Annotated in this window: 21 protein-coding genes; 12 read left to right on the top strand and 9 right to left on the bottom strand. The window is 67.5% G+C overall.

Features of this window, described 5'->3' with window-relative positions:
• Position 1: 1 nt before the first annotated feature.
• The 6 genes from hisF to gpmI all read left to right on the top strand — a co-directional run bounded on the left by hisF (position 2) and on the right by gpmI (position 5,124).
• On the top strand, positions 2-790 hold the full coding sequence (gene hisF / locus F620_RS0102670; protein WP_019569353.1) for an imidazole glycerol phosphate synthase subunit HisF: 789 nt from the start codon (positions 2-4) through the stop codon (positions 788-790).
• Positions 787-1,149 carry a phosphoribosyl-ATP diphosphatase gene (locus F620_RS0102665; protein WP_018868867.1) on the top strand — a complete coding sequence of 121 codons (363 nt, stop codon included), beginning with the start codon at positions 787-789 and terminating at the stop codon, positions 1,147-1,149. Before hisF ends, F620_RS0102665 begins: the two co-directional genes overlap by 4 nt.
• Before the next feature lie 70 nt (positions 1,150-1,219).
• Positions 1,220-1,528, top strand: coding sequence for a twin-arginine translocase TatA/TatE family subunit (gene tatA, locus F620_RS0102660; protein ID WP_018868868.1), 309 nt, complete (start codon positions 1,220-1,222; stop codon positions 1,526-1,528).
• A gap of 44 nt (positions 1,529-1,572) precedes the next feature.
• Positions 1,573-2,346 carry a Sec-independent protein translocase protein TatB gene (gene tatB / locus F620_RS0102655; RefSeq protein ID WP_019569352.1) on the top strand — a complete coding sequence of 258 codons (774 nt, stop codon included), beginning with the start codon at positions 1,573-1,575 and terminating at the stop codon, positions 2,344-2,346.
• Positions 2,343-3,473: a twin-arginine translocase subunit TatC gene (tatC, locus tag F620_RS0102650; protein ID WP_019569351.1), complete on the top strand. Its 1,131-nt coding sequence runs from the start codon at positions 2,343-2,345 to the stop codon at positions 3,471-3,473. The genes tatB and tatC overlap by 4 nt, the downstream gene beginning before the upstream one ends.
• A 100-nt stretch (positions 3,474-3,573) precedes the next feature.
• On the top strand, positions 3,574-5,124 hold the full coding sequence (gene gpmI / locus F620_RS0102645; RefSeq protein WP_019569350.1) for a 2,3-bisphosphoglycerate-independent phosphoglycerate mutase: 1,551 nt from the start codon (positions 3,574-3,576) through the stop codon (positions 5,122-5,124).
• 18 nt (positions 5,125-5,142) lie between these two features.
• Here the strand turns inward: gpmI and F620_RS0102640 are convergent, their stop codons facing one another.
• Positions 5,143-6,666, bottom strand: coding sequence for a YdiU family protein (locus tag F620_RS0102640; protein WP_019569349.1), 1,524 nt, complete (start codon positions 6,664-6,666; stop codon positions 5,143-5,145).
• Between the two features lie 118 nt (positions 6,667-6,784).
• Between F620_RS0102640 and F620_RS0102635 the strand changes: the two genes are divergently transcribed.
• Positions 6,785-7,309: a hypothetical protein gene (locus tag F620_RS0102635; protein ID WP_019569348.1), complete on the top strand. Its 525-nt coding sequence runs from the start codon at positions 6,785-6,787 to the stop codon at positions 7,307-7,309.
• Here F620_RS0102635 and argH read toward each other — a convergent pair.
• Positions 7,294-8,727, bottom strand: coding sequence for an argininosuccinate lyase (gene argH, locus F620_RS0102630; protein ID WP_019569347.1), 1,434 nt, complete (start codon positions 8,725-8,727; stop codon positions 7,294-7,296). The genes F620_RS0102635 and argH overlap by 16 nt on opposite strands.
• A gap of 57 nt (positions 8,728-8,784) precedes the next feature.
• Between argH and F620_RS0102625 the strand changes: the two genes are divergently transcribed.
• Positions 8,785-9,849 (top strand): sensor histidine kinase, encoded by a 1,065-nt coding sequence (locus F620_RS0102625; RefSeq protein ID WP_019569346.1) that lies wholly within the window; start codon positions 8,785-8,787, stop codon positions 9,847-9,849.
• 3 nt (positions 9,850-9,852) lie between these two features.
• On the top strand, positions 9,853-10,569 hold the full coding sequence (locus tag F620_RS0102620) for a LytTR family DNA-binding domain-containing protein (RefSeq protein ID WP_019569345.1): 717 nt from the start codon (positions 9,853-9,855) through the stop codon (positions 10,567-10,569).
• A 51-nt stretch (positions 10,570-10,620) separates the two neighbouring features.
• On the opposite strand, the gene F620_RS0102615 is transcribed toward F620_RS0102620, so the two are convergent.
• Positions 10,621-11,091, bottom strand: coding sequence for a thioredoxin fold domain-containing protein (locus F620_RS0102615; protein ID WP_019569344.1), 471 nt, complete (start codon positions 11,089-11,091; stop codon positions 10,621-10,623).
• Positions 11,092-11,182: 91 nt separating this feature from the next.
• Here F620_RS0102615 and hemC point away from each other — a divergent pair, with 91 nt between their 5' ends.
• Entirely contained in the window at positions 11,183-12,112 is a 930-nt protein-coding gene (gene hemC / locus F620_RS0102610; RefSeq protein ID WP_019569343.1) for a hydroxymethylbilane synthase, read from the top strand.
• Positions 12,113-12,122: 10 nt separating this feature from the next.
• Positions 12,123-12,944, top strand: a complete 822-nt coding sequence (locus F620_RS0102605) for a uroporphyrinogen-III synthase (protein WP_019569342.1) — start codon at positions 12,123-12,125, stop codon at positions 12,942-12,944.
• A 72-nt stretch (positions 12,945-13,016) separates the two neighbouring features.
• Here the strand turns inward: F620_RS0102605 and F620_RS0102600 are convergent, their stop codons facing one another.
• A complete protein-coding gene (locus F620_RS0102600; protein WP_019569341.1) occupies positions 13,017-14,042 on the bottom strand; it encodes a CDP-6-deoxy-delta-3,4-glucoseen reductase in 1,026 nt (341 codons plus the stop codon).
• 158 nt (positions 14,043-14,200) lie between these two features.
• On the opposite strand from F620_RS0102600, the gene F620_RS0102595 reads away from it, so the two are divergent.
• Positions 14,201-14,767: a hypothetical protein gene (locus F620_RS0102595; protein WP_019569340.1), complete on the top strand. Its 567-nt coding sequence runs from the start codon at positions 14,201-14,203 to the stop codon at positions 14,765-14,767.
• 111 nt (positions 14,768-14,878) lie between these two features.
• Here the strand turns inward: F620_RS0102595 and ubiD are convergent, their stop codons facing one another.
• The 5 genes from ubiD to gyrB are packed head-to-tail and all read right to left on the bottom strand — an operon-like array spanning position 14,879 to position 22,238.
• Positions 14,879-16,342 (bottom strand): 4-hydroxy-3-polyprenylbenzoate decarboxylase, encoded by a 1,464-nt coding sequence (ubiD, locus tag F620_RS0102590; RefSeq protein ID WP_019569339.1) that lies wholly within the window; start codon positions 16,340-16,342, stop codon positions 14,879-14,881.
• Positions 16,343-16,392: 50 nt separating this feature from the next.
• Positions 16,393-17,163: an exodeoxyribonuclease III gene (gene xth, locus F620_RS0102585; protein ID WP_019569338.1), complete on the bottom strand. Its 771-nt coding sequence runs from the start codon at positions 17,161-17,163 to the stop codon at positions 16,393-16,395.
• Positions 17,160-19,214 carry a M3 family metallopeptidase gene (locus tag F620_RS0102580; protein WP_019569337.1) on the bottom strand — a complete coding sequence of 685 codons (2,055 nt, stop codon included), beginning with the start codon at positions 19,212-19,214 and terminating at the stop codon, positions 17,160-17,162. The genes xth and F620_RS0102580 overlap by 4 nt, the downstream gene beginning before the upstream one ends.
• Positions 19,215-19,273: 59 nt before the next feature.
• Positions 19,274-19,789, bottom strand: coding sequence for a hypothetical protein (locus tag F620_RS0102575; RefSeq protein ID WP_019569336.1), 516 nt, complete (start codon positions 19,787-19,789; stop codon positions 19,274-19,276).
• Positions 19,790-19,805: 16 nt separating this feature from the next.
• Positions 19,806-22,238 carry a DNA topoisomerase (ATP-hydrolyzing) subunit B gene (gyrB, locus tag F620_RS0102570; protein ID WP_019569335.1) on the bottom strand — a complete coding sequence of 811 codons (2,433 nt, stop codon included), beginning with the start codon at positions 22,236-22,238 and terminating at the stop codon, positions 19,806-19,808.
• Between the last annotated feature and the right edge of the window lie 12 nt (positions 22,239-22,250).

The following is a 22,250-nucleotide window of genomic DNA, read 5'->3' as shown; positions in this document are numbered from 1 at the left end:
GATGCTGGCACGCCGCATCATCCCCTGCCTGGACGTGGACGCCGGCCGCGTGGTGAAGGGCGTGAACTTCGTCGGCATCCGCGACGCCGGTGACCCGGTGGAGATCGCCCGGCGCTACGACGCCCAGGGTGCCGACGAGCTGACGTTCCTCGACATCACCGCCTCCTCCGACGACCGCAGCACCATCCTGCACGTGGTCGAAGAAGTCGCCTCGCAGGTCTTCATCCCGCTGACCGTGGGCGGCGGCGTGCGCGCGGTGGACGACATCCGCCGTCTGCTGAACGCCGGGGCGGACAAGGTGTCCATCAACACCGCGGCGGTTCACCGACCCGAACTGGTGCGCGAAGCGGCCGACTGGGTCGGCTCGCAGTGCATCGTGGTGGCGATCGACGCGCGCCGCACCAGCGCCGAAGGCGAGCCCGCACGCTGGGAGATCTTCACCCACGGCGGGCGCCGCGAGACCGGCCTGGATGCCATCGAATGGGCGCGCCACATGGCCGAGCTGGGCGCCGGCGAGATTCTGCTGACCAGCATGGACCGCGACGGCACCCGCAGCGGCTTCGACCTGGAACTGACCCGGGCGGTGAGCGACGCGGTGAACATCCCGGTGATCGCCTCGGGCGGTGTGGGCACCCTGGAACATCTGGTCGAGGGCGTGACCACCGGGCACGCGGATGCCGTGCTGGCGGCCAGCATCTTCCACTTCGGCGAGCACACGGTCGGCGAGGCCAAGGCCGCGATGGAAGCCGCGGGGGTGCCCGTGCGTCCTCTGCAGGAGGTGACGGCGTGAACGATCCCTCCGCAAACCCGCGCGAGCACCTGCTGGCCGCGCTGGCCGAAGTCATCGACGAGCGACGCTCCGCGGATCCCGAACGCTCCTACGTCGCGAAGCTGCAGGCCCGCGGCCTGGATGCCATGCTCAAGAAGGTGGGCGAAGAAGCCACCGAAGCGGTGCTGGCGGCCAAGGACGACGACGCCGATGCGCTGGTGTCGGAAATGGCCGACCTGTGGTTTCATACCCTCATCGTCCTGCGGGCGCGCGACCGGCACCCCGACGACGTCCTCGACGAACTGGCCCGGCGTTTCGGCCTGTCCGGCGTGGACGAAAAGGCCGGCCGCGAAGTCGCAGGACAGCGTTCGGACAAATAGGCGGCCTGGTTGATTCGGGAACCCTCCCCGGTCAGGCTGTCCGGCAAGGAACTTATTTCGGAGACACTCCATGGGTATTGGTGGTATCAGCATCTGGCAGCTCCTGATCATCCTTCTGATCGTGGTCCTGCTGTTCGGCACGAAAAAACTGCGCAACATGGGCGGTGACGTCGGCTCCGCGCTGAAGAACTTCCGGCAGGCGGTCAAGGACCCCGACGGCGAGAACCAGAAGAAGGAAGAAGGCGAGGAAGGCGTGGAAGGCGAAAAGCCGGGCGTCGAGAACCAGAGCGAAGACGACGAAGGTCGCGTGGTCGACGCCGAGGTGAAAAAGCGCAGCGAGAAGTCCGGCGACAACGACTCGTCGGACAAGAACGCCTGATCCGGTTCCGGTCCGCAACGACCGGCCGGCAGCGGCGCTAGTCCATGTTCGACATCGGCTTCTGGGAAATCCTGATCATCGTCGTGGTGGCGCTCCTGGTCGTGGGACCGGAGCGCCTGCCCGGCCTTGCGCGCGAGATTGGCCGGTTCGTCGGCAAGACCCGGCGCTTTGTCCAGAGCGTGCGCTCGGACGTGGAGCGCGAGTTCCAGACCGAGGAACTGCGCGAGATGGTCAAGAGCCAGGACCGCGAGATCCGCGAGCTCAAGCACATGGTCGAGGACACCGAGACCAGCCTGCGTGAGGATCTGGAGCAGACCGAACGCGAGATCAACCGCGAGCTGCGCGACACCGACGACACCCCGGCGGATGCGGATTCGGATGCCGGCGAGTCGGCCGACGGGGACACGCAACCGGCGAAGCCGGCACGTCCCGCGGTTCGCGAACGTCGCACCCCTCCGGAACCGGCCGGTCGCGAAACCGACACCTCCCGCGCCGATTCGGTAGAGGATGCCGGCACGCAGGACAGCGAGGCGGGATCCGCGCCTGAGGAACCGGCCTGGGACGCTGACGGCGGTGACCTCGAGCGGGTACCCGTCAGCCACAACATGGGCCCGGACCTGGCCACCGAAGATCCCGCACTGGCGGCCGAACGCGAACAGCGCAGCACGCGGGAAGAAAGGCCCCGGCGGCGCACCGCCGGGCGCCGGCCGCAGCGCCCCGCCGGGCAAGCGCCGGAATCCCCGGAAGAACAGGGCGGCGACGGGCCGCAGGAAACCGACACCGACCACTCACCCCGCACGCCTGACGAACGCCCATGAGCAAGACCAGCCCGGGGGTCGAACCCACGGAAGAGGCCACCGAGACCCTGCTCTCCCACCTGATCGAGCTGCGCGACCGGGTTCTGCGGATGTTCATCGCCGTGCTGGTGGTGTTCCTGATCCTGTTCCCGTTCGCCAACCAGCTCTATACCTTCCTGGCCGATCCGCTGATGGCGCATCTGCCGGAAGGCACCAGCATGATCGCGATCGAGGTGGCCGCGCCGTTTCTGATCCCGTTCAAGCTCACCCTGCTGCTGGCGGTGGCGATCAGCATCCCGTACCTGCTCTATCAGCTGTGGGCGTTCATCGCGCCGGGGCTTTATCAGCACGAGAAGAGCCTGGCCGGCCCTCTGGTCGCGTCATCCACCATCCTGTTCTACCTCGGGATGGCGTTCGCCTATTTCGTGGTCTTTCCGCTGATCTTCGCGTTCTTCACCGCGGCCGCGCCGGAAGGCGTGGACGTGATGACGGACATCTCGCGCTACCTGGATTTCGTCATCCTGCTGTTCATCGCCTTCGGCATCGCCTTCGAGATGCCGGTGGCCACCATCCTCCTGGTGACCATGGGGGCCACCACCACCGAGAAGCTGGCCGCCAAGCGCCCGTACGTGATCGTCGGGGTGTTCCTGGTGGGCATGGTCCTGACTCCGCCGGACATCATTTCGCAGACCCTGCTGGCCCTGCCGATGTGGTTGCTGTTCGAGGTCGGCCTGATCCTTGCGCGCATCATGGAGCGGCGCAAGGCCGAACAGAAGGCCGCCCCCGATGACGACCCGGACGGGCCCGATGACCCCGATGGCGGACCCGGCGGCGGCCCGGGCGCGGGACCGCAGAGCGGACCGGATTCCGGCCCCGCACCGCGCTCCGGCACCGGCACCACCCGGCCCGAACCCGCGGGCAGGGCGCCGGCCGCCGACACCTCCGACGAAACGCGTCCGTCTCCCGCGGCTCGTACCGGCTACACCCCGCTGTCCGAGGCGGAGATGGATGCCGAACTCGATCGCATCGAGGCCGAAGACGCGCGACGCGGCAACGCATCCGCGGGCAACCGCACGGATGGGCCGGACGATGCGGCGGACGACACGCCGGACGAATCGGGGGATCGCCCCGAGCGTGATCCCCGCTGATTCGCGAGCGGCCCGGACCTCCAAACCGCGTGCGGAGCTGGTAAAATTCGGCACTCACTGAATATTCGTCCCACCCACGCACCCAGGTACCGATACCGCGATGGCTGATCCGCGCACCACCCCTCGCCGCCCCGTCCTTCTCGTCGTCATGGACGGGGTGGGCGTGAACCCCAGCAAGATCAACAACGCCTACGCCGAGGCGGACACCCCCAACCTCGACCGCTATCTGTCGACCCGCACGCACACCACCCTGGATGCCTGCGGCCGGGCGGTCGGCCTGCCGGACGGGCAGATGGGCAACTCCGAGGTCGGCCACCTGACGCTGGGCGCGGGCACGGTCGTCAATCAGGACCTGGTGCGCATCGACGACGCCATTGCCGATGGCAGCTTCTTCGAGAACGATGCCCTGGTCAGTGCGGCGCGGGCCGCGGCCTCCAAGGACCAGCCCCTGCACCTGATCGGACTGGTGTCCGACGGCGGCGTGCATTCGCATATCCGGCACCTGGCGGCCCTGATCGGCATCTGCCGCCAGGAAGGCGCCCGGCCGATCGTGCACATGATCACCGACGGCCGTGATACCGCGCCTCGCTCGGCGCTGAACTATCTCGAGACCCTGGAGCCGGAACTGGAGCAGGCCGGCGGGTTCATCGCCACGGTCTGCGGGCGCTACTACGCCATGGACCGTGACAAGCGCTGGAACCGCACGGAGAAGGCCTTCCGCGCGATGGCCTACGCCGAAGGCGAACCGGTGGGCAGCGCGCGCGAGGCGATCGAGGGTGCGTGGGCCGCGGGCGAGGATGACGAATTCATCAAGCCCCGCATCATCAACGGCGGGGCACCGATGGGCACCGAGGCGGAATGCGTGCTGTTCAACTTCCGCAACGACCGCCCGCGCCAGCTCACCGCTGCCCTGGGCATGGATGATTTCGACGGGTTCGATCGCGGGGATTTCCACCCGGTCTCGGAGACCTGCCTGACCGAATACGACCCGCGCTTCCTGTCGCCGATCGCATTCCCCCCGGAACGCCCGTCCACCACCCTGGGTTCCACCATCGCCTCCGCCGGGATCCCGCAGTTCCACTGCGCGGAGACCGAGAAATACGCCCACGTGACCTTCTTCTTCAACGGCGGCAAGGAAGAATCCTACGCGGGCGAGAAGCGGGTGATGGTGCCCTCGCCCGCGGTGGACACCTATGACGAGCAGCCGGAGATGAGCGCGCGCGAGGTCGCCGACGAGACCATCAAGGCGATGGAAAGCGGGCGTTACGGCTTCATCCTGGTGAATTTCGCCAATGGTGACATGGTGGGCCACACCGCCCGCCGCGAGGCACTGATCGAGGCGGTCCACACCCTCGACCGCGAGGTCGGGCGGGTGCTGGATGCGGCCGAGGCCCAGGAGTATTCGGTGATCGTCACCGCCGACCACGGCAACTGCGACGAATACGTCGACCCGGTCACCGGGGCACCGCACACCCAGCACACCATCTACCCGGTGATGTGCATGATCCTCGACAGCCAGCGCTGGCGTCTGCGTACCGGCGGCGGACTCGCCGACGTCGCCCCCACGGTGCTGGAACTGATGGGCGTGCCCAAGCCGAGCGCGATGGGCGGACGCAGCCTGCTGCTGGAAGAGGTCCCCGACTCCGCCTGAAGCAGGCAGCGCCTCCCCTCAGGACGAACAGCTGAGCTGGATCCCGCTGGCCCAGGCCGGCGGCAGCCCGGCGAGGTCCTCGTCCTCCGGCTGTTCGTCGAACGGCCGGCTCAGCACGCGCTGCAGTCTCTCGACCTCCGACAGGTCACCCTCCTCGGCACGTTCGATGGCAGCCTGCGCCAGGTGGTTGCGCAGGATGTATTTCGGGTTCACCGCCCGCATCGCCGCATGGCGCTCCGCCGTCGGGCGCGTCTCGTGGCTCAGACGGGCACGCCAGCGATCCTCCCAGGCCTCCCAGGCACGCGGGTCTTCCAGCTCCTCGAGGAATCCCTGACGCGTGTCTCCGTCTTCCAGTTCCGGCAACTGACGGAAGAACCGGGTGTAGTCGACGCCTTCGCCCGCCATCCGGGCGAGCAGATCCTGGATCAGGGCCTCGTCCTCGTCACGTTCGAGCTGCAGGCCCAGCTTGGCGCGCATGCGCCGCAACCAGGCCGCGCGGAACTGCTCCTGGTACGCCTCGAGGACGGGCTTCGCCTGCTCCACCGCGGTGTCGATGTCGGGGGCGCGGAACTGCCCCACCAGGGTCTCCGCGAGACGGATCAGGTTCCACTGAGCCACGCCCGGCTGGCGGCCGAAGGCATAACGCCCCCCCTGGTCGGTGTGGTTGCAGATGTAATCGGGGTCGTAGGCGTCCATGAACGCAAACGGGCCGTAGTCGATGGTGAGCCCGGTCAGGCTCATGTTGTCGGTGTTCATCACCCCGTGGCTGAAGCCCACTGCCTGCCAGTCGGCCATCAGCTCGGCGGTGCGGGCGGTCACGGTCTCCAGCATCGCGCGCACCGGGTCCTCGGCCTCGCGGTGCTCGGGGAAGTCATGGTCCAGCGCGTAGTCGATCAGCTGGCGCAGCCGCTCCGGATAGCCGGCATAATGGAAGTATTCGAAATGCCCGAAACGCAGGAAACTGGGGGCCGCGCGCAACACCACCGCGCCACTCTCGATGCGCTCGCGGAACACCCGCAGCGAGGACCCGTAGAGGGCCACCGCCCGCGTGGTGGGGATGCCCAGCGCCGCCATGTGCTCGGAAACCAGGTATTCGCGGATCGACGAGCGCAGCACCGCGCGCCCGTCGGCATGACGCGAGAAAGCCGTCGGCCCGGAGCCCTTGCTCTGCAGTTCCCAGTGCTCGCCGGCGGGCGTGCGCACCTCGCCCAGCAACTTGGCCCGGCCATCGCCCAGCTGCGGCACGTAGACCCCGAACTGGTGACCCGCATACACGCTGGCGACCTGCGGCGTGCCCGCCACCGGCTCGCCGCGGGTGATCATGCCGAGCCACGGCTCGGCGGCGAGATCCTCGGGCGTCAGACCCAGACGCTCGCGCATCGCCGGGCTGCTGGCGAGCAGCCGGGCCCCGGGGAACGGGGCGGGCTCCGGGCGGTGATGGAAGGCATCCGGCAGCGCGGCGAAACGGTTGATCCATTCCAGCCCGGCACCCGACGGCGGTGTCTCCGGAGGACGTTCGCGGTTCGGCTCGGCGGCGGACATGGGGCGGCACCTCGGCAGCGGGAACATTGCGGGTTATCATGCGCCACATGTCGAGGGTACGTCCCATGGGCCCACTCGGCCCGGGACTACCGCCCGCCCGCAACCGAGGAGAACCGCCGTGTCCCAGGATGATGAAAACCGCAACCCCGAGACCGACAACGAGGATCCGGGTCGCCTGCGTACCCGTGAACGCCTGATGTGGCTGGGCCTGATGGCGTTCTTCGTCATCATCCTGGCGATCTACATCGCGCGCGCCGAAGGCCTGGAGCACGACGTCACCGAGGCCAACCGCGAGCTGCTGGAGGCCCAGATGCAGCTGGCCGAATACACCCGCGAGGAGGTGCCGCGCCCGGTGGAGATCGGCCTGCGCAATGCCGACATCCAGCAGCTGCAGCGCCTGGGGATGACCAACCCGGAGCGCCGGCTGTCCGAGGATCTGGTCGAGAATCCGCAACTGGTTCCCGAGGTGCTGCGCGACGGTGACACCGCCGAGTTCCGCGAAGACGGGATCTACGTACTCAACGCGCGCTGGGTGCTCGCCCATTTCGAGAGCGGCGACCGCTTCGGCCAGCTGCTACTGGAATACGAGGTGGTGCACGGCAACGTGATGTGGGACGTGGTCGACGGCTACGTCGAGGACTGATCCCCGGCTGCTGCCAGACGCGCGCGCGCGGCCGCGACCTGGCGCCGGACCTGTTCCGGCGCCGTCCCGCCGGTCACCCGGCGGGCGGCCACCGAACCCTCGGCGGTCAGCACCCCGTGGACATCCTCGCCCACCGCGGCACTCAGCTGCTGCAGTTCCTCCAGTGACAGCTGTGCCAGGTCCACACCCCGCTCCTGCGCCAGGCGCACCGCACGGCCCACCACCTCGTGGGCGTCGCGGAAGGCCACGCCCCGCTCCACCAGGTAGTCGGCGAGATCGGTGGCGGTGGCGAAACCGCGGGTAGTGGCCGCCAGGGTGTTCGCACGACGCACGGCCAGGTTGGGGACCATGTCGGCGAACGCCCGAAGGGAGCCCAGCAGGGTGTCCACGGTATCGAACAGCGGCTCCTTGTCCTCCTGGTTGTCCTTGTTGTAGGCCAGCGGCTGGCTCTTCATCAGGGTCAGGAGGCTGGTCAGATGGCCATACACCCGGCCGGTCTTGCCGCGCACCAGCTCGGGCACGTCCGGGTTCTTCTTCTGCGGCATGATGGAGGATCCGGTGCAGTAGCGATCCGGCAGCTCGATGAAGTCGAACTGGGCGCTGGTCCACAGCACCAGCTCCTCGGCCTGACGCGACAGATGCATCATCAGGGTCGAGGCCGCCGCGCTGAATTCGATCGCAAAATCGCGATCAGACACCGCATCCAGCGAGTTGCGCGTGACCCCGTCGAATCCGAGCTGTTCCGCCACGTATTCACGGTCCAGGGGGTACGGGGTACCCGCCAGGGCAGCGGCGCCCAGCGGCAGGATGTTCACCCGACGCCGGCAGTCGCGCAGCCGTTCGGCATCGCGCTCGAGCATCTCGTACCACGCCAGCATGTGGTGGCCGAAGGTCACCGGCTGGGCTGTCTGCAGATGGGTGAACCCGGGCATGATGGTGTCGGCCTCGCGCTCGGCCAGATCCACCAGGCCGCTCTGGTAGGAACGAATCAGTTCGAGGATCTCGTCGATCGCGGCGCGCAGCCACAGGCGAATGTCGGTGGCGATCTGGTCGTTGCGCGAGCGGCCGGTGTGCAGCTTCTTGCCGACATCGCCGATGCGCTCGATCAGGCGCGCCTCGATGTTCATGTGGACATCCTCGCGGCCCACCTGCCAGTCGAACTCGCCGGCGGCGATCTCCTCGCGGATGGCGTCCAGCCCGTCGACGATCCGGCGCGCCTCGTCCTCGCTCAGGACCCCCACCCTGGCCAGCATGTGCGCGTGGGCCTGCGAGCCCCGGATGTCCTCGCGGTAGAGGCGGCGGTCGAAGTCCACCGAGGCGGTAAATCGCTCCACGAAGGCATCGGTGGGCTCGGAGAAGCGGCCACCCCAGAGCTTGGCTTCGGCGGCCGGCTTGTCCTGCGGGGAATCCTGCGTCATGGTGCACTCTGAACGGGGTTTTGAACGACAGGGAAGTATACAGGGAGAGCGACTGCCATGCGCCCGGAACCGGGTTCGTCCAGCGGGAACACGCCGGCGCTCGAGGCCCGCGCGGAACGCGTCTCGCCACTGCCGGATTTCTGTGGCGCGGAGACCCTGCTGCGGGTGCTCATGCTGGCGGTGCTGCTGGCGCTGGCGATCACCCTGCTGCGACCGGGGACCGGCGACTGGGCGGGCACCCTGGCGCTGTATGCCCTGTTCATCTTCTGGGTCGCGCTCACCAGTCTGCTGATCCTGTGTCTGCTGCAGCGTCTGCTGCGGCGTGGCCCGCTGACCCTGCAGATCGTGCTGCCGCCGCTGGTCCCCATCGTCAATACCGCGCTGGTGCAGCGCGCCGCCGAGTCGGTGCAGCTGGCAGATCCCGAGCTGCGTCTGCCGGTGCTGGGCATCGCGGTGATCCTGAGCCTGGTCGCGATGCACTACCTGTATCTGCAGGCGGCCTGGCAGCGCGAGACCCGGGCCGTGGCGCAGGCGCGGGAACAGGCCATGCGGGCACGCCTGCGGCCGCATTTCCTCTACAACAGCATGAACACGATCGCCGGGCTGTGCCGGACGGATCCCTCGCGCGCGGAGCAGGTCACCCTGGACCTCGCGGATCTGTTTCGTGCCGCGTTCAATGGCGCCGACCGCCATTCGCTCCGCGAGGAGCTGGCCGTGGTCGAGGGCTATCTGCGGGTGGAGCAGACACGCCTGGGCGGGCAGTTCCGGATCGACCGGGAGTGGCCCGAGCAGGACCCGGCGCTGGAACAGCAGATCCCGTCCCTGGTGCTGCTGCCGCTGGTGGAGAACGCGATCCAGCACGGGATCGCTCCGGCCCGCGGACAGGGCCATCTGGGAATCCGGATCCACCCGGAACGGGATACGCTGACCGTCGAGATCCGCAACAGCCTGCCGGAGGTGGCTGCTCCGGCCGGTACCGGAACCGCCAGCGACGCGGTCCGGCTGCGCCTGCGCCACGCCTTCGGCGATCGCGCATCGCTTCAGGCGCAACGCGACGAAGACGAATTCCGGGTCCGGCTGCAGATACCCCGCACGCCGCAGGATCGACGAGGGAGACGCTGATCCATGGAATTGCTGATTGCGGATGACGAACCGGTCGCGCGCGAGCGGCTGCGCGACCTTGTGACCGAACTGGGCCACCGGGTGGTGGCGGAAGCCGCGGACGCCGGCCAGGTACGCACGGCTCTGCAGACCCACCGGCCGGGAGCGCTGCTGCTGGACATCGAGATGCCCGGCGAGCGCGGGATCGAGCTGGCGGGCGAACTCGCGCGGAGCCATCCCGAATTGGTCGTGATCCTGGTCACCGCACACGAGGCTTTCGGCCTGCAGGCCTTCGAAGCGGGGGTGCGCGACTACGTGCTCAAGCCCGTACGCCGGGAGCGACTGGAGCAGGCTCTGGAACGGGCCCGGCAGTCAACGGCCGGATCCGCACAACCGGACGATCCGCCGGCCATACGCCTGCGCATCGGCCGGCGCGAAGAGTCGGTGCAGCTGGATGCGATCGACTGTTTCGTCACCGAGGATGGCTGCGTAGTCGCACGCGGGCGGGACCTCGAGGGCTTCGTCGAGGCTCGGCTGCAGGATCTGGAGCAGGCCCTGGGGGACGAGGTGCTGCGCGTGCACCGCGGGGCCCTGGCGGTGGCCCGGAACGTCGCGGGCCTGGAGACCCGCAACGCCGGGGACCATCGTCTGCGGTTTCGTGACGGGCGCGAACCGGTACCGGTGAGCCGGCGGCAGCTGGCCCGGGTGCGCGAGTTTCTGCGGCGGCACACCCGGGTGTGATCCGGGCGGGCCTGATCCGCGCGGGTCCGGTCCGGCGGGACGTGGCTCGGGTCAGCTGCCCTCGCGTGCGGCGTTGATGCGCATGCGCACCTGACTGCGGTAGAGCTCCTCGTTGGGAATGCCCACCAGCGGGCGCCCGACCGGATTGCCCCCGGCGTCGAACGCCACCAGGGTGGGGGTCACGCGGGCCCCGTACCGGTTCCCCAGCTCGGAGCCACGCATGGTATTGCCATCGAAATCGCGGACTTCTTCGCCGTTCATCTCCACCATGAGGATATTGACGTCGGAATGGGCCTCGTCACGGCTCATCGGACCCAGATGGGCCTCCTTCGCGAGCTCGCAGTAGGGGCAATTCTCGGCGGTGAACATCACCACGGTGGGCTTGCGCTCGCCGTTGTCCTTGAGCGCCTGCAGGTCGGTCACCCGTTCCAGCTCCGCCTGAGCCGGACCGGCGAACAGCATGGCCGCGGCCAGGCCGAAGGCCGCGAGAATCCGGTTGCGTGTCATCATGAACTTGTCCATCGGTTTTTTCGGCTGCGGGTTGCGAGCCGTTATACTACGTCGTTTTTATGGACCCGGAACCAACGGCCGGGTTCCCCGAACGGGACACTGCATGAAACCGCTACGCATCGCCACCCGCAAGAGTCCGCTGGCCATGTGGCAGGCCGAACACGTCGCCGAGCGCCTGCGCGCGGCACACCCCGACCGGCCGGTCGAACTGGTGGGCATGACCACTCAGGGCGACCGCGTACTCGACTCGCCGCTGGCGAAAATCGGCGGCAAGGGTCTGTTCGTGAAGGAGCTGGAGAACGCGCTGCTGGAAGATCGCGCGGATATCGCGGTGCATTCGGTCAAGGATGTCCCGATGGAGCTTCCGGAAGGCCTGGCCCTGCCCGTTATCCTCGATCGCGAGGACCCGCTGGATGCGTTCGTGTCGAATCACTACGGGCACGTGGACGAGCTTCCGCAGGGCGCGCGGGTCGGCTCCTCCAGCCTGCGTCGCCAGTGCCAGCTGCGTGCCCGCCGGCCCGATCTGGAGGTCCATGACCTGCGCGGCAACGTGAACACGCGGCTGGGCAAGCTGGATGCCGGCGAATACGACGCGATCCTGCTGGCCGCGGCGGGACTCAAGCGCCTCGGCTTCGACGCGCGCATTCGCAACTGCCTGGAACCCGAGGTCAGCCTGCCCGCCGTCGGTCAGGGGGCCATCGCGATCGAATGCCGCGACGGGGATGACGAGGTGGAAGGACGGATCGCCAGCCTGAATGATCCGGATACCAGCGATCGCGTACGCGCGGAACGCGCGTTCAACCGCCGGCTCGAGGGGGGTTGTCAGGTACCGCTGGCCGCCCATGCGATCCTCGAGTCCGACGGTGGCCTGTGGCTGCGCGGGCTGGTGGGCGCGGTCGATGGCAGCCAGCTGCTGCAGCGCGAGGTACGCGGGCCCCGTGCCGAGGCCGAGGCACTGGGCATCCGCCTGGCGGACGAGCTGCTGGAACTGGGCGCCGGGGAACTCCTGCGCGCCGCAATGAACGATCACTGAGGACCGCATCATGGCCGATGCCGAAACCGCCGCCCGGAGCCGGGCCCCGACCCTCGCCGACCGGGGCATTCTGGTGACCCGGCCCGCCGCTCAGGCGGAACCGTTCTGTGAGGCGCTGGAGGGTGAAGGGGCCCGGGTGATCCGCTTCCCCGTGCTGGAGATCCTCGCACCCAGCGATCCCACCAATCTGCGCGCAGTGCTGGACGAGCTGGATCAGTTCGATATTGCGGTGTTCATCAGCCCCAACGCCGTTCAGCGCGTGATGAACCTGGCGCTGGCGGATCGTGAGTGGCCCGCCGGGACCGCCATCGCCGCGATCGGCAACCGGACGGCCCAGGAGTTGCGCAGTTTCGGCCACGCGCCCGACATCGCCCCGCCCCGCCGCTTTGACAGCGAGGCGCTGCTGGCGGAACCGGCCATGCAGGAGGTGGGCGGCAAGCGGGTGGTGATCTTCCGCGGGGACGGCGGGCGCGAGCTGCTGGGAGATACCCTGCGCAAACGCGGCGCCACGGTGACCTTCGCCGAGGCCTACCGGCGCGGGCGCCCGGAGGGGGACACCGGGGATCTGATGTATGCGTTCTCGCGCGGGCAGATCGACATCATCACCATCACCTCGGGCGAGGGCCTGCGCAATCTCTACGAGATGGTTGGCAAGCTGGGGCGCATGTGGCTGCGCAAGACCCCCCTGGTAGTGGGCAGCGAGCGCATCGCCGAAATCGCGCAGGAGCTCGGCTTCAAGGCCGCGGTGGAGACGGCCGAGGATCCCACCGACGCATCCATGCTGGCGGCCGCACGCCGTCTCGCAGCGCGCCTGGACGGCGGCGACGGCTGAGAAAGGGTCTGGCCCGCGCCCACGAAACCGGCAGGCGCCGGTTCGCAGGCGAACAGGGTCCCGTGCCCCCGGTCAGGAGCCACCCGCCGGCTCGAAACTGTCGTAGTACAGCTGTTCCGGGGGCAGGCCCGCTGCACGGAAGGCCTCGCGGGCCGCATGGACCATGGGTGGTGGCCCCGCCATGTAGACATCGAAGCCGGACAGATCCGGATATTCGGCCAGCACCGCCTCGTGGGGCAGTCCCGCCCGCGCGGCGAAGCCCGCCGCCTCGTCCTGCGGATGATCGGACAGCACCGGGGTAAAACGGAAGTGCTCCGGTTCCGCCGCCGCCATCGCCTGCAGCCACTCGGGGGCGTAGATACCCGCCGCCTCCCGCGCGCCCCAGAACAGGTGGTGCCGCCGGTCCAGCCCCTCGTTCGCCAGGTGGTCCAGCATCCCCTTCAGCGGACCGAAACCGGTCCCTCCGCCCACGAACAGGCGCGGGCGCGGGGATTCCTCATCCACGAAGAACTGCCCCAGGGGACCTTCGATACGCAGCAGGGCCTTGGGCTGCATCTCTTCGAACACATGGGCCGAGAAGCGTCCGCCCTCGACGTACTTCACGTGCAGAATCAGCTGTTCGTCGTCGTGCGGAGCGTTGGCCAGGGAATAGCTGCGGCGTTCGCCCCCTTTCAGCAGGACATCGAGGTACTGTCCGGCGAGGAACTGCAGGCGTTCCCGGGCGGGCAGCTGGATCCGGAGTTCCATCACGTCATCGGCCAGGCGGTTGAGGGCTGCCACGCGGCACGGCAGTGTCTTGACCTCGATGTCACGGGCCGCGCCGATCTCGCGCACCTCGATCTCCAGATCGTCCACCGGGACCGCCTGGCAGAACAACGCCAGGCCGTCGGCCAGCTCGGCCTCGGTAATGCCGGGCGGCAGTTTCGGTCCGTGATCCACCTCGCCCGAGAGCACCCGACCCTTGCACGAGCCGCAGGCGCCGTTGCGGCAGCCGTAGGGGAACGCGAATCCCTGGCGCAAGCCGGCCTCGAGGACGGTTTCATCGTCCTCGACTTCGAACTGGTGGCCGCTGGGCTGGATGGTGACGTCAAAGGCCATGGGGCATTCTCCATGCGGAAAAGGCGTTCATTGTGGGCAGAGAACCGGGGAACGCAAGCAACCGCAAGGACCGCCCGGCCCCCCGATTTGGAGGGTGCATGACGGGTGGGTTCTGGGGCAGACTTTGCGAGACCACAATGGGCAAAGGGGAGAAAGCCATGCAAAAGAAGCAATACCTGAGCGTGCTGGCCGCAACGGGCCTGCTGGCACTGAGTGGCTGTGCCGCGAACGAGACCCGGGATTCGGGCGGGGAGGCGCAGGCGGCGCCGGCGGTCAGTGATCCGGCCGTCACCATCGTGATGCCCGAGCGCTTCGCCTACAGCGATGATGCGGTGGTGACGCAGGCCATCCGCAATGAATGCGAGCTGGAAGAACGCTTTCCGGAGTTCGTGCGGGAGTTCGGTGCACGGCATGACATTCGCTTCGAGGAGCGCGGTGACGCGAATCCGGCGGACGGCGGCCAGGTCCTGATGGTGGAGATCACCCAGGCGCGCAACGACGGGAATGCCTGGTCCGGACACCGTGCCTTCAGCGAAGCCGAAGGGACCCTGTACGAGGACGGTGAAGCCGTCGCGGACTTCACTTCTCGTCGCATCTCCGGTGGCGGCGCCTTCGGCGGATTCAAGGGTACCTGTTCGGTAATGGGACGCACGATCCGCGCGATGGGCTCGGACATCGCGGCATGGTCGCGGGTACCGGAAGACGGCGCCCATCTGGGCGACTGAGTCCCGCAACCGGGGGGCGGGCCCGAATATCCCCGGGCTTGCCCCCCTTCCTGCGCCCCCCTTCCGGCGGAGGCATCGACCGTTGGCCGACGGGCAGCCCGGTAGGCGGGTTCAGAGCCCGAGTTCGTCCCAGATGGCGTCCACCCGTTCCTTCACGGCCGGATCCATGCTGATGGGTCGGCCCCATTCGCGGTCGGTCTCGCCGGGCCATTTGGATGTCGCATCCATCCCCATCTTGGATCCCAGACCGGATACCGGCGAGGCAAAATCCAGATAATCGATGGGTGTATTCTCGACCAGCGTGGTATCGCGGACCGGATCCATGCGGGTGGTGATCGCCCAGATCACGTCCTTCCAGTCGCGGGTGTTCACGTCTTCGTCGACCACGATGACGAACTTGGTGTACATGAACTGCCGCAGGAAACTCCAGACGCCCATCATCACACGCTTGGCATGGCCTGGATACTGCTTGCGCATGGAGACCACCGCCAGGCGGTAGGAGCAGCCTTCGGGCGGGAGGTAGAAATCGACGATCTCCGGAAACTGCTTCTGCAGGATGGGAACAAAGACCTCGTTGAGCGCGACCCCGAGGATCGCCGGCTCGTCGGGCGGGCGACCAGTGTAGGTCGAGTGATAGATCGGCCGTTCGCGGTGGGTAATCCGGTCGATGGTGAAGACCGGGAATTCGTCGACCTCGTTGTAGTATCCGGTGTGATCGCCGAAGGGACCTTCCGGCGCAGTATCGCCCGGATGGATATGCCCCTCGAGGACGAACTCCGCAGAAGCCGGGACCTGCAGATCGGATCCGATGCAGGTGGCCAGTTCGGTCCGGCGCCCGCGCAGCAGGCCGGCAAAGGCATACTCCGACAGGGTATCCGGCACCGGGGTGACCGCGCCCAGGATCGTTGCCGGGTCCGCACCCAGGGCGACGGCTACCGGAAACGGCTCGCCCGGGTGGGCCCGGCACCATTCCTGATAATCCAGCGCGCCACCCCGGTGTGACAGCCAGCGCATGATCACGCGATTGCGTCCGATGACCTGCTGGCGATAGATGCCCAGGTTCTGTCGGGTCTTCTCCGGGCCGCGGGTCACGACCAGGCCCCAGGTGATCAGGGGCCCGGCATCGCCCGGCCAGCAGGTCTGCACCGGCAGTCGGTTCAGGTCGACGTCGTCACCCTCGAGCACGTGTCGCTGGCAGTCCGGACTGCGCACCTTCTTCGGCGCCATGTCGAGGACCTTGCGGAACACCGGGAGCTGCTCCCAGGCCGCCTTCAGACCCCTGGGCGGATCCGGCTGCTTGAGAAAGGCGAGCAGGCGGCCGACCTCGCGCAACGCCTCCACCGAATCCTCGCCCATGCCGAGGGCTACCCGTTCCGGCGTACCGAACAGATTGGCCAGCACCGGGACGTCGGAACCGGTCGGGTTCTCGAACAGCAGGGCGGGACCGCCGGCGCGCAGTACGCGGTCGCTGATCTCGGTCATCTCCAGATCGGGGCTGACCTCGCGCTGGATGCGGCGGAGCTCTCCCCGCTGTTCCAGGCCGTCGATGAAATCGCGCAGATCCTTGTACTGCATGGGTCCTCCCGTGACGGGTGGTGGTACCGGTGGCGGCGGGTCCGTCGGGGTCAGTCGTCGGTGAATTCCGCCCATACCGGGGCATGGTCGGAGGGGCGTTCCCAGGCGCGGGGTTCGCGGTCGATACCGGCTCCCGCCAGCCGGCTGGCGAGGGCCGCCGACGCGAGGATCAGATCAATGCGCAGCCCGCGATTGCGGCGGAAGGACGCGGCACGGTAGTCGAACCAGGAGAATTCACCTTCGGGCTGATCGAACGCGCGGAACGTATCCTGCAGCCCCAGGGCCTGCAGGGACTGTAACGCTTCGCGTTCGGGTGCCGAACACAGGACCTTGCCCTCCCAGGCCTCCGGGTCGTGGACGTCGCGGTCGTCCGGCGCGATATTGAAATCCCCTAGGACCACGAGCCTCTCGTGGTGCCTGGCCTCTTCTTCCAGCCAGTTGCGGACCCGCGACAGCCAGTCGAGCTTGTAGGCGTATTTTTCCGAATCCACGGCCTCGCCATTGACGACATACAGGTTCACCACCCGCACGCCGGCGATGGTCGCGGCGAGGATGCGGCGCTGGGCGTCGTCGAGCCCGGGCGGATCGGTCACCACGTCGGTGGCCTCGGTTCGCGACAGGATGGCGACCCCGTTATAGGTTTTCTGGCCGGAATGGACCACCTGATAGCCGGCCTCGTGGATGGCGGCCACGGGGAAGGCTTCGTCGGTCAGTTTGGTCTCCTGCAGGGCGAGGATGTCGGTGTGCGACGTGCCGAGCCATGACAGGACCTGGGGCAGGCGCACCTTCAGGGAATTGACGTTCCAGCTGGCGATCTTCACGCGGCCTTCTCCTCCAGTCCACTGTGGCGCAGCAGCGCATCGATCTGCGGGTCGCGGCCGCGGAACGCGCGGAAGGAATCCGCGGCAGGGCGGGATGCCCCCGCCTCGAGGATCTCGTGCAGGTAATCGGCGCCGGCCTCGCGCGAGAACAGGCCCTCCTCCTCGAACCGGGCAAAGGCGTCCGCCGAGAGCACTTCGGCCCACTTGTAGGAGTAGTAACCCGCGGCGTAGCCCCCCGCGAAGATGTGGGCGAAACCGTGCTGAAAACGGTTATAGGACGGCGGAGTGAAGACCGCGACCTCCTGGCGTACCGCATCCAGCAGATCCTGGATCTCGGCGGGATCCGTCGGGGCCGGACGGTCGTGCAGGCGCATGTCGAACAGGGAGAACTCCACCTGGCGCAACAGCTGCAGGGCAGCATGAAAATGACGTGTCCCCTGCAGGCGTTCATACAGATCGTCGGGCATCGGCTCGTCGGTCGCGTGATGCCGGGCGAAGAGGTCCAGGGCTTCTCGCTCCCAGCACCAGTTTTCCATGAACTGGCTGGGCAGTTCGACCGCATCCCATTCCACCCCGTTGATGCCGGCGATCTCGGGCTCGTCGACCCGGGTCAGCATGTGGTGCAGACCGTGGCCGAATTCGTGGAATAGCGTGATCACTTCGTCGTGGGTGAACAGGGCGGGCTGGTCATCCACCGGCGGTGTGGAATTGCAGGTCATGTAGGCCACGGGCAGCTGCAACCCGTCAGCCCGCGCATAGCGCTGGCGGCAGACATCCATCCAGGCGCCTCCGCGCTTGTTGCGGCGAGCGTAGAGGTCCAGATAGAAGCCGGCGCGTTCATCGCCCTCGGGTCCGAAGATGCGGTAGAAGGTCACGTCGTCGTGCCAGGTCTCGATCTCCGGATCGGCCTCGAAGCGGACCCCGAACAGGCGTTCGACCAGACGGAACAGACCGTCCACGGCGCGGGTGGCAGGGAAATACGGTTTCAGCATCTCCTGCGACAGCCCCAGCCGGCGCTCGCGCATCTTCTCCGCGGCCCAGGCCACATCCCAGGACTGGAGTTCCTCGAGACCGAGTTCCTCGCGGGCGAAACGCTCCAGCTCGGCGCGGTCACGTTCGGCCTGCGGACGGGCGCGGCGGGCGAGATCGGCGAGAAACTGCTCCACCTGCTCCGGGGTCTCGGCCATCTTGGTCGCCAGCGAACGATGGGCGTAACGGGGAAAACCGGTGAGTTCGGCCTTTTCCTGGCGCAGCTGCAGGATTTCGACCATGTTGGCGGAGTTGTCGTAGGCAACGTCGTGCGGGCCGGTCTCCGAGGCTCGGGTGACGAAGGCGTGATACACGCGTTCGCGCAGCGCGCGATCGTCGGCGTGAGTGAGGACGGCGTGCACGCTGGGGAAGTCGAGGGTGGCGGCCCAGGGTGCGTCCAGTTCGTGGTCACGGGCGTTCCGGGCCAGCAGGGCGCGGTCGGAATCGGACAGGCCGGCGAGTTCGCCCTCCTCATGTAGCGGATGGGCCCAGGCCTGAGTGGCGTCCAGCACATTCTCTTCGAAGCTGGCGGTCAGCTCGGAGAGCCGCCCGTCGATTGCTCGCAGACGGTCGCGCGCCTCCGCGGGCAGATCGACACCGCTCAGATGAAAGTCACGCAGGGCATCGTCGATGACCTTGCGCCGCTGCGGCGAAATCCGCGGGTATTCATCGCCATCGGCCAGCGCGCGGAAGGCCTGGTACAGGCCCTGGTGCTGCGACAGCCAGGAACCGTAATCCGACAACCTGGGCAGGCAGGCATTGTAGGCCTCGCGCAGGGCCGGCGAATTCATCACCGAATTCAGATGGCTGACCGGTGACCACGCGGTCTCCAGGCGGTTTTCCAGGTCCTGGAGAGGAGCGACCAGATTGTCCCAGGTGGGGCGATCACCGGCGCGGGCGACGAGTTCATCGATCTCGCGGCGATTGTCGGCGAGCAACTGATCAATGGCCGGGATCACATGATCCGGCTCGATGGACCGGAACGCGGGCAGGGAATCCACGTTCAGCAACGGATTGGACACGACGGCTCCCGGGGTCGATGTTTGGGAACGGGATTATGCCACTGTCAGGGAAACACTGATCAATGTGCACGCTCGCGCTGGTGGGAGGGCTCCAGTGGGGCGTAGGAACCACGGGCGGTCAGGCGCGCGACCATTACGCCCGGAGGGGTTCGGCACAGCGAGCGATAGGCGCCAAGGGCCGCATTGTAGCGGCGAATGGCATCCGTGATCGCTGCATCCAGGGCCTCGATACGCCGGACGCCGGAGTGATCGCGGTTGGATTCGCCGAATTCCTCGACGAGCAGGTCCCAGTTCTTCCGCAGGTCTCGCTCGGCCGTCGCAAGTTGCGGAGGATCGCCGTGGCGGCGGGCGGATTCCTGTGCCGCCAGGACGGTGTCCAGGCCGGCGCGCCGGGCCGGCGGGACCGCGAGTTCGGTCAGAGCCTGCGGTAAAAGCGCATTACGCTGGCACACCAGGACATCGAACTGCTCCCAGGCACGGGTGACCTGGCGATGACAGTGGGCGAGACGGGCCGCCGTCCGCCCCAGCCAGACGAGTCCGATCGCGCCGACAAGGGTCAGCAGCAGGGCGAGCACGGGCGACGCGCGCGGGTCAGATGTCGACGTTTTCGGCGCTCAGCGCGCGGGTCTCGATGAAGTCGCGGCGCGGCTCGACCTGGTCGCCCATCAGGGTGGTGAAGATCTCGTCCGCGCGAATCGCATCCTCCACGCGGACCTGCAGGAGGCGCCGGGATTCGGGGTCCATGGTCGTCTCCCACAGCTGCTCGGCGTTCATTTCCCCGAGGCCCTTGTACCGCTGGACGGACAGCCCACGCCGGCCTTCGGCCAGCAGCCATTCCATGGCTTCGGAGAAACGGACGATTTCGTGGCGTCGCTCGCCGCGCTGGATGTAGGCCCCTTCGTCCAGCAGGCTCTGCAGGCGTTCGGAGAGATCGAGGATGGCCTGGAAATCGCGCGAGGCCAGGGTGTCGTCGGTGAGGTGCTGCGACAGCCGCGCGCCGTGCTCGAGACGATGGAGTGCGAGCCGGTCATGACCGTCGGGGTCGCGATCGGCCTCCAGTTCGTAGCGCGTGGCACCCGCCTTGTCACTCGACAGTCCGTCGAGAATCGCCTGGAACCACTGCTGAACCGCAGGTTCGGTCACCGAACGCGGGCGCGGCATGGGTGGCGCTTCGAGCATGCCCCACAGGACGCGAGGATCATACAGACGTCCCAGACGCCCGACCGCCGCGGCGGCCGCCTGGTAGGCGCGGATCAGGTCCTCGAACGCCTCGCCGGTGATCGCGGGGGCCTCGGCGGCGGGATGCAGCGCCGCCCCGTCCAGGGCCAGGGAGTGGATGATCTGCTGCATCTCCTGTTCGTCGCGGATGTACTGCTCGCGCTTGCCGCGCTTGATCTTGTACAGCGGCGGCTGAGCGATGTAGACGTGGCCGCGCTCGATCAGCTCCGGCATCTGACGGAAGAAGAAGGTCAGCAGCAGGGTGCGGATATGCGAGCCGTCGACATCCGCGTCGGTCATGATGATGATGCGGTGATAGCGCAGCTTGTCGGGGTCGTATTCGTCCTTGCCGATGCCGCAGCCCAGGGCGGTGATCAGCGTACCCACCTCGGCGGAACCGAGCATGCGGTCGAAACGCGCGCGCTCCACGTTGAGGATCTTGCCCTTGAGCGGAAGGATCGCCTGGAAATGGCGGTCGCGGCCCTGCTTGGCCGATCCGCCGGCCGAGTCCCCCTCCACCAGGTAGAGTTCCGAGCGGGACGGGTCCTTTTCCTGGCAGTCGGCGAGCTTGCCGGGCAGGCCGGCAACGTCCAGGGCACCCTTGCGACGGGTGACTTCACGTGCCTTGCGCGCGGCCTCGCGGGCGCGGGCGGCATCCAGCACCTTGTCGGTGATCGCCTTGGCCTCGGGCGGATTTTCCAGCAGGAAGGCGCCCAGCGCATCGGAGAGCACCGAATCGACGATCGGCTTCACCTCGGAGGAGACCAGCTTGTCCTTGGTCTGCGACGAGAATTTGGGGTCGGGAACCTTCACCGACAGGACCGCGGTCAGACCCTCCCGCATGTCATCGCCGGCCGTGGCGACCTTCGCCTTTTTGGTCAGACCCTCACGCTCGAGATACTGGTTGATCGTGCGGGTGAGCGCGGCGCGAAAACCGGCCATGTGGCTGCCACCGTCGCGCTGCGGAATGTTGTTGGTGTAGCAGAAGATATTCTCCTGATACGAATCATTCCACTGCAGGGCGATCTCTACTGCGTAATCATCCCGCATCTGGTCGGCGTAGATGACCGTGGGATGCAGGGCGGTCTTTTTCTGGTTCAGGTGTTCGACGAAGGCACGGATACCGCCTTCGAACACGAAGGTCTCTTCGCGGTTGTCACGCAGGTCTCGGAGCGTGATGCGCACCCCCGAGTTGAGGAACGAAAGCTCGCGCAGGCGTTTGGCGAGGATCTCGTAATGGAACTCGATGTCGGAGAAGATCTCGCTGCTGGGTCGGAACCAGATGCGGGTGCCGTGCCGTTCGGTCGCCCCCGCCACGGTCAGATCGGTCTCCGGTACGCCGAGGTGGTAGATCTGTTCGTGCCGCTGGCCGTCGCGATGGATCTCCAGGCGAAGTTCTTCCGACAGGGCGTTGACCACCGACACGCCGACCCCGTGGAGGCCACCCGAGACCTTGTAGGAATTGTTGTCGAACTTGCCGCCGGCGTGGAGGACGGTAAGGATGACTTCGGCCGCCGACTTGCCTTCTTCCTCGTGCACATCCGTGGGGATGCCGCGGCCGTTGTCGGCAACGCTGACGGCGTTGTCCTCGTGGATCACGACCTCGATGCTGTCACAGTGTCCGGCCAGGGCCTCGTCGATGGAGTTGTCCACCACCTCGAAGACCATGTGGTGCAGACCGGTGCCGTCATCGGTATCGCCGATGTACATCCCTGGACGCTTGCGCACCGCGTCCAGGCCCTTGAGGACACGGATCTGGCTGGAATCATAGGCGGCGGGATCGGCGGGGATTTCGTGGTCGGCCATGGATGCGCTTCC

Origin of the sequence: Thioalkalivibrio sp. ALE11, assembly GCF_000381205.1 — a bacterium.
In the GTDB taxonomy this organism is placed as follows: Bacteria; Pseudomonadota; Gammaproteobacteria; order Ectothiorhodospirales; family Ectothiorhodospiraceae; genus Thioalkalivibrio.
Note: the sequence above shows the minus strand (reverse complement) of the source record. Positions and strands in the feature narration are given on the sequence as shown.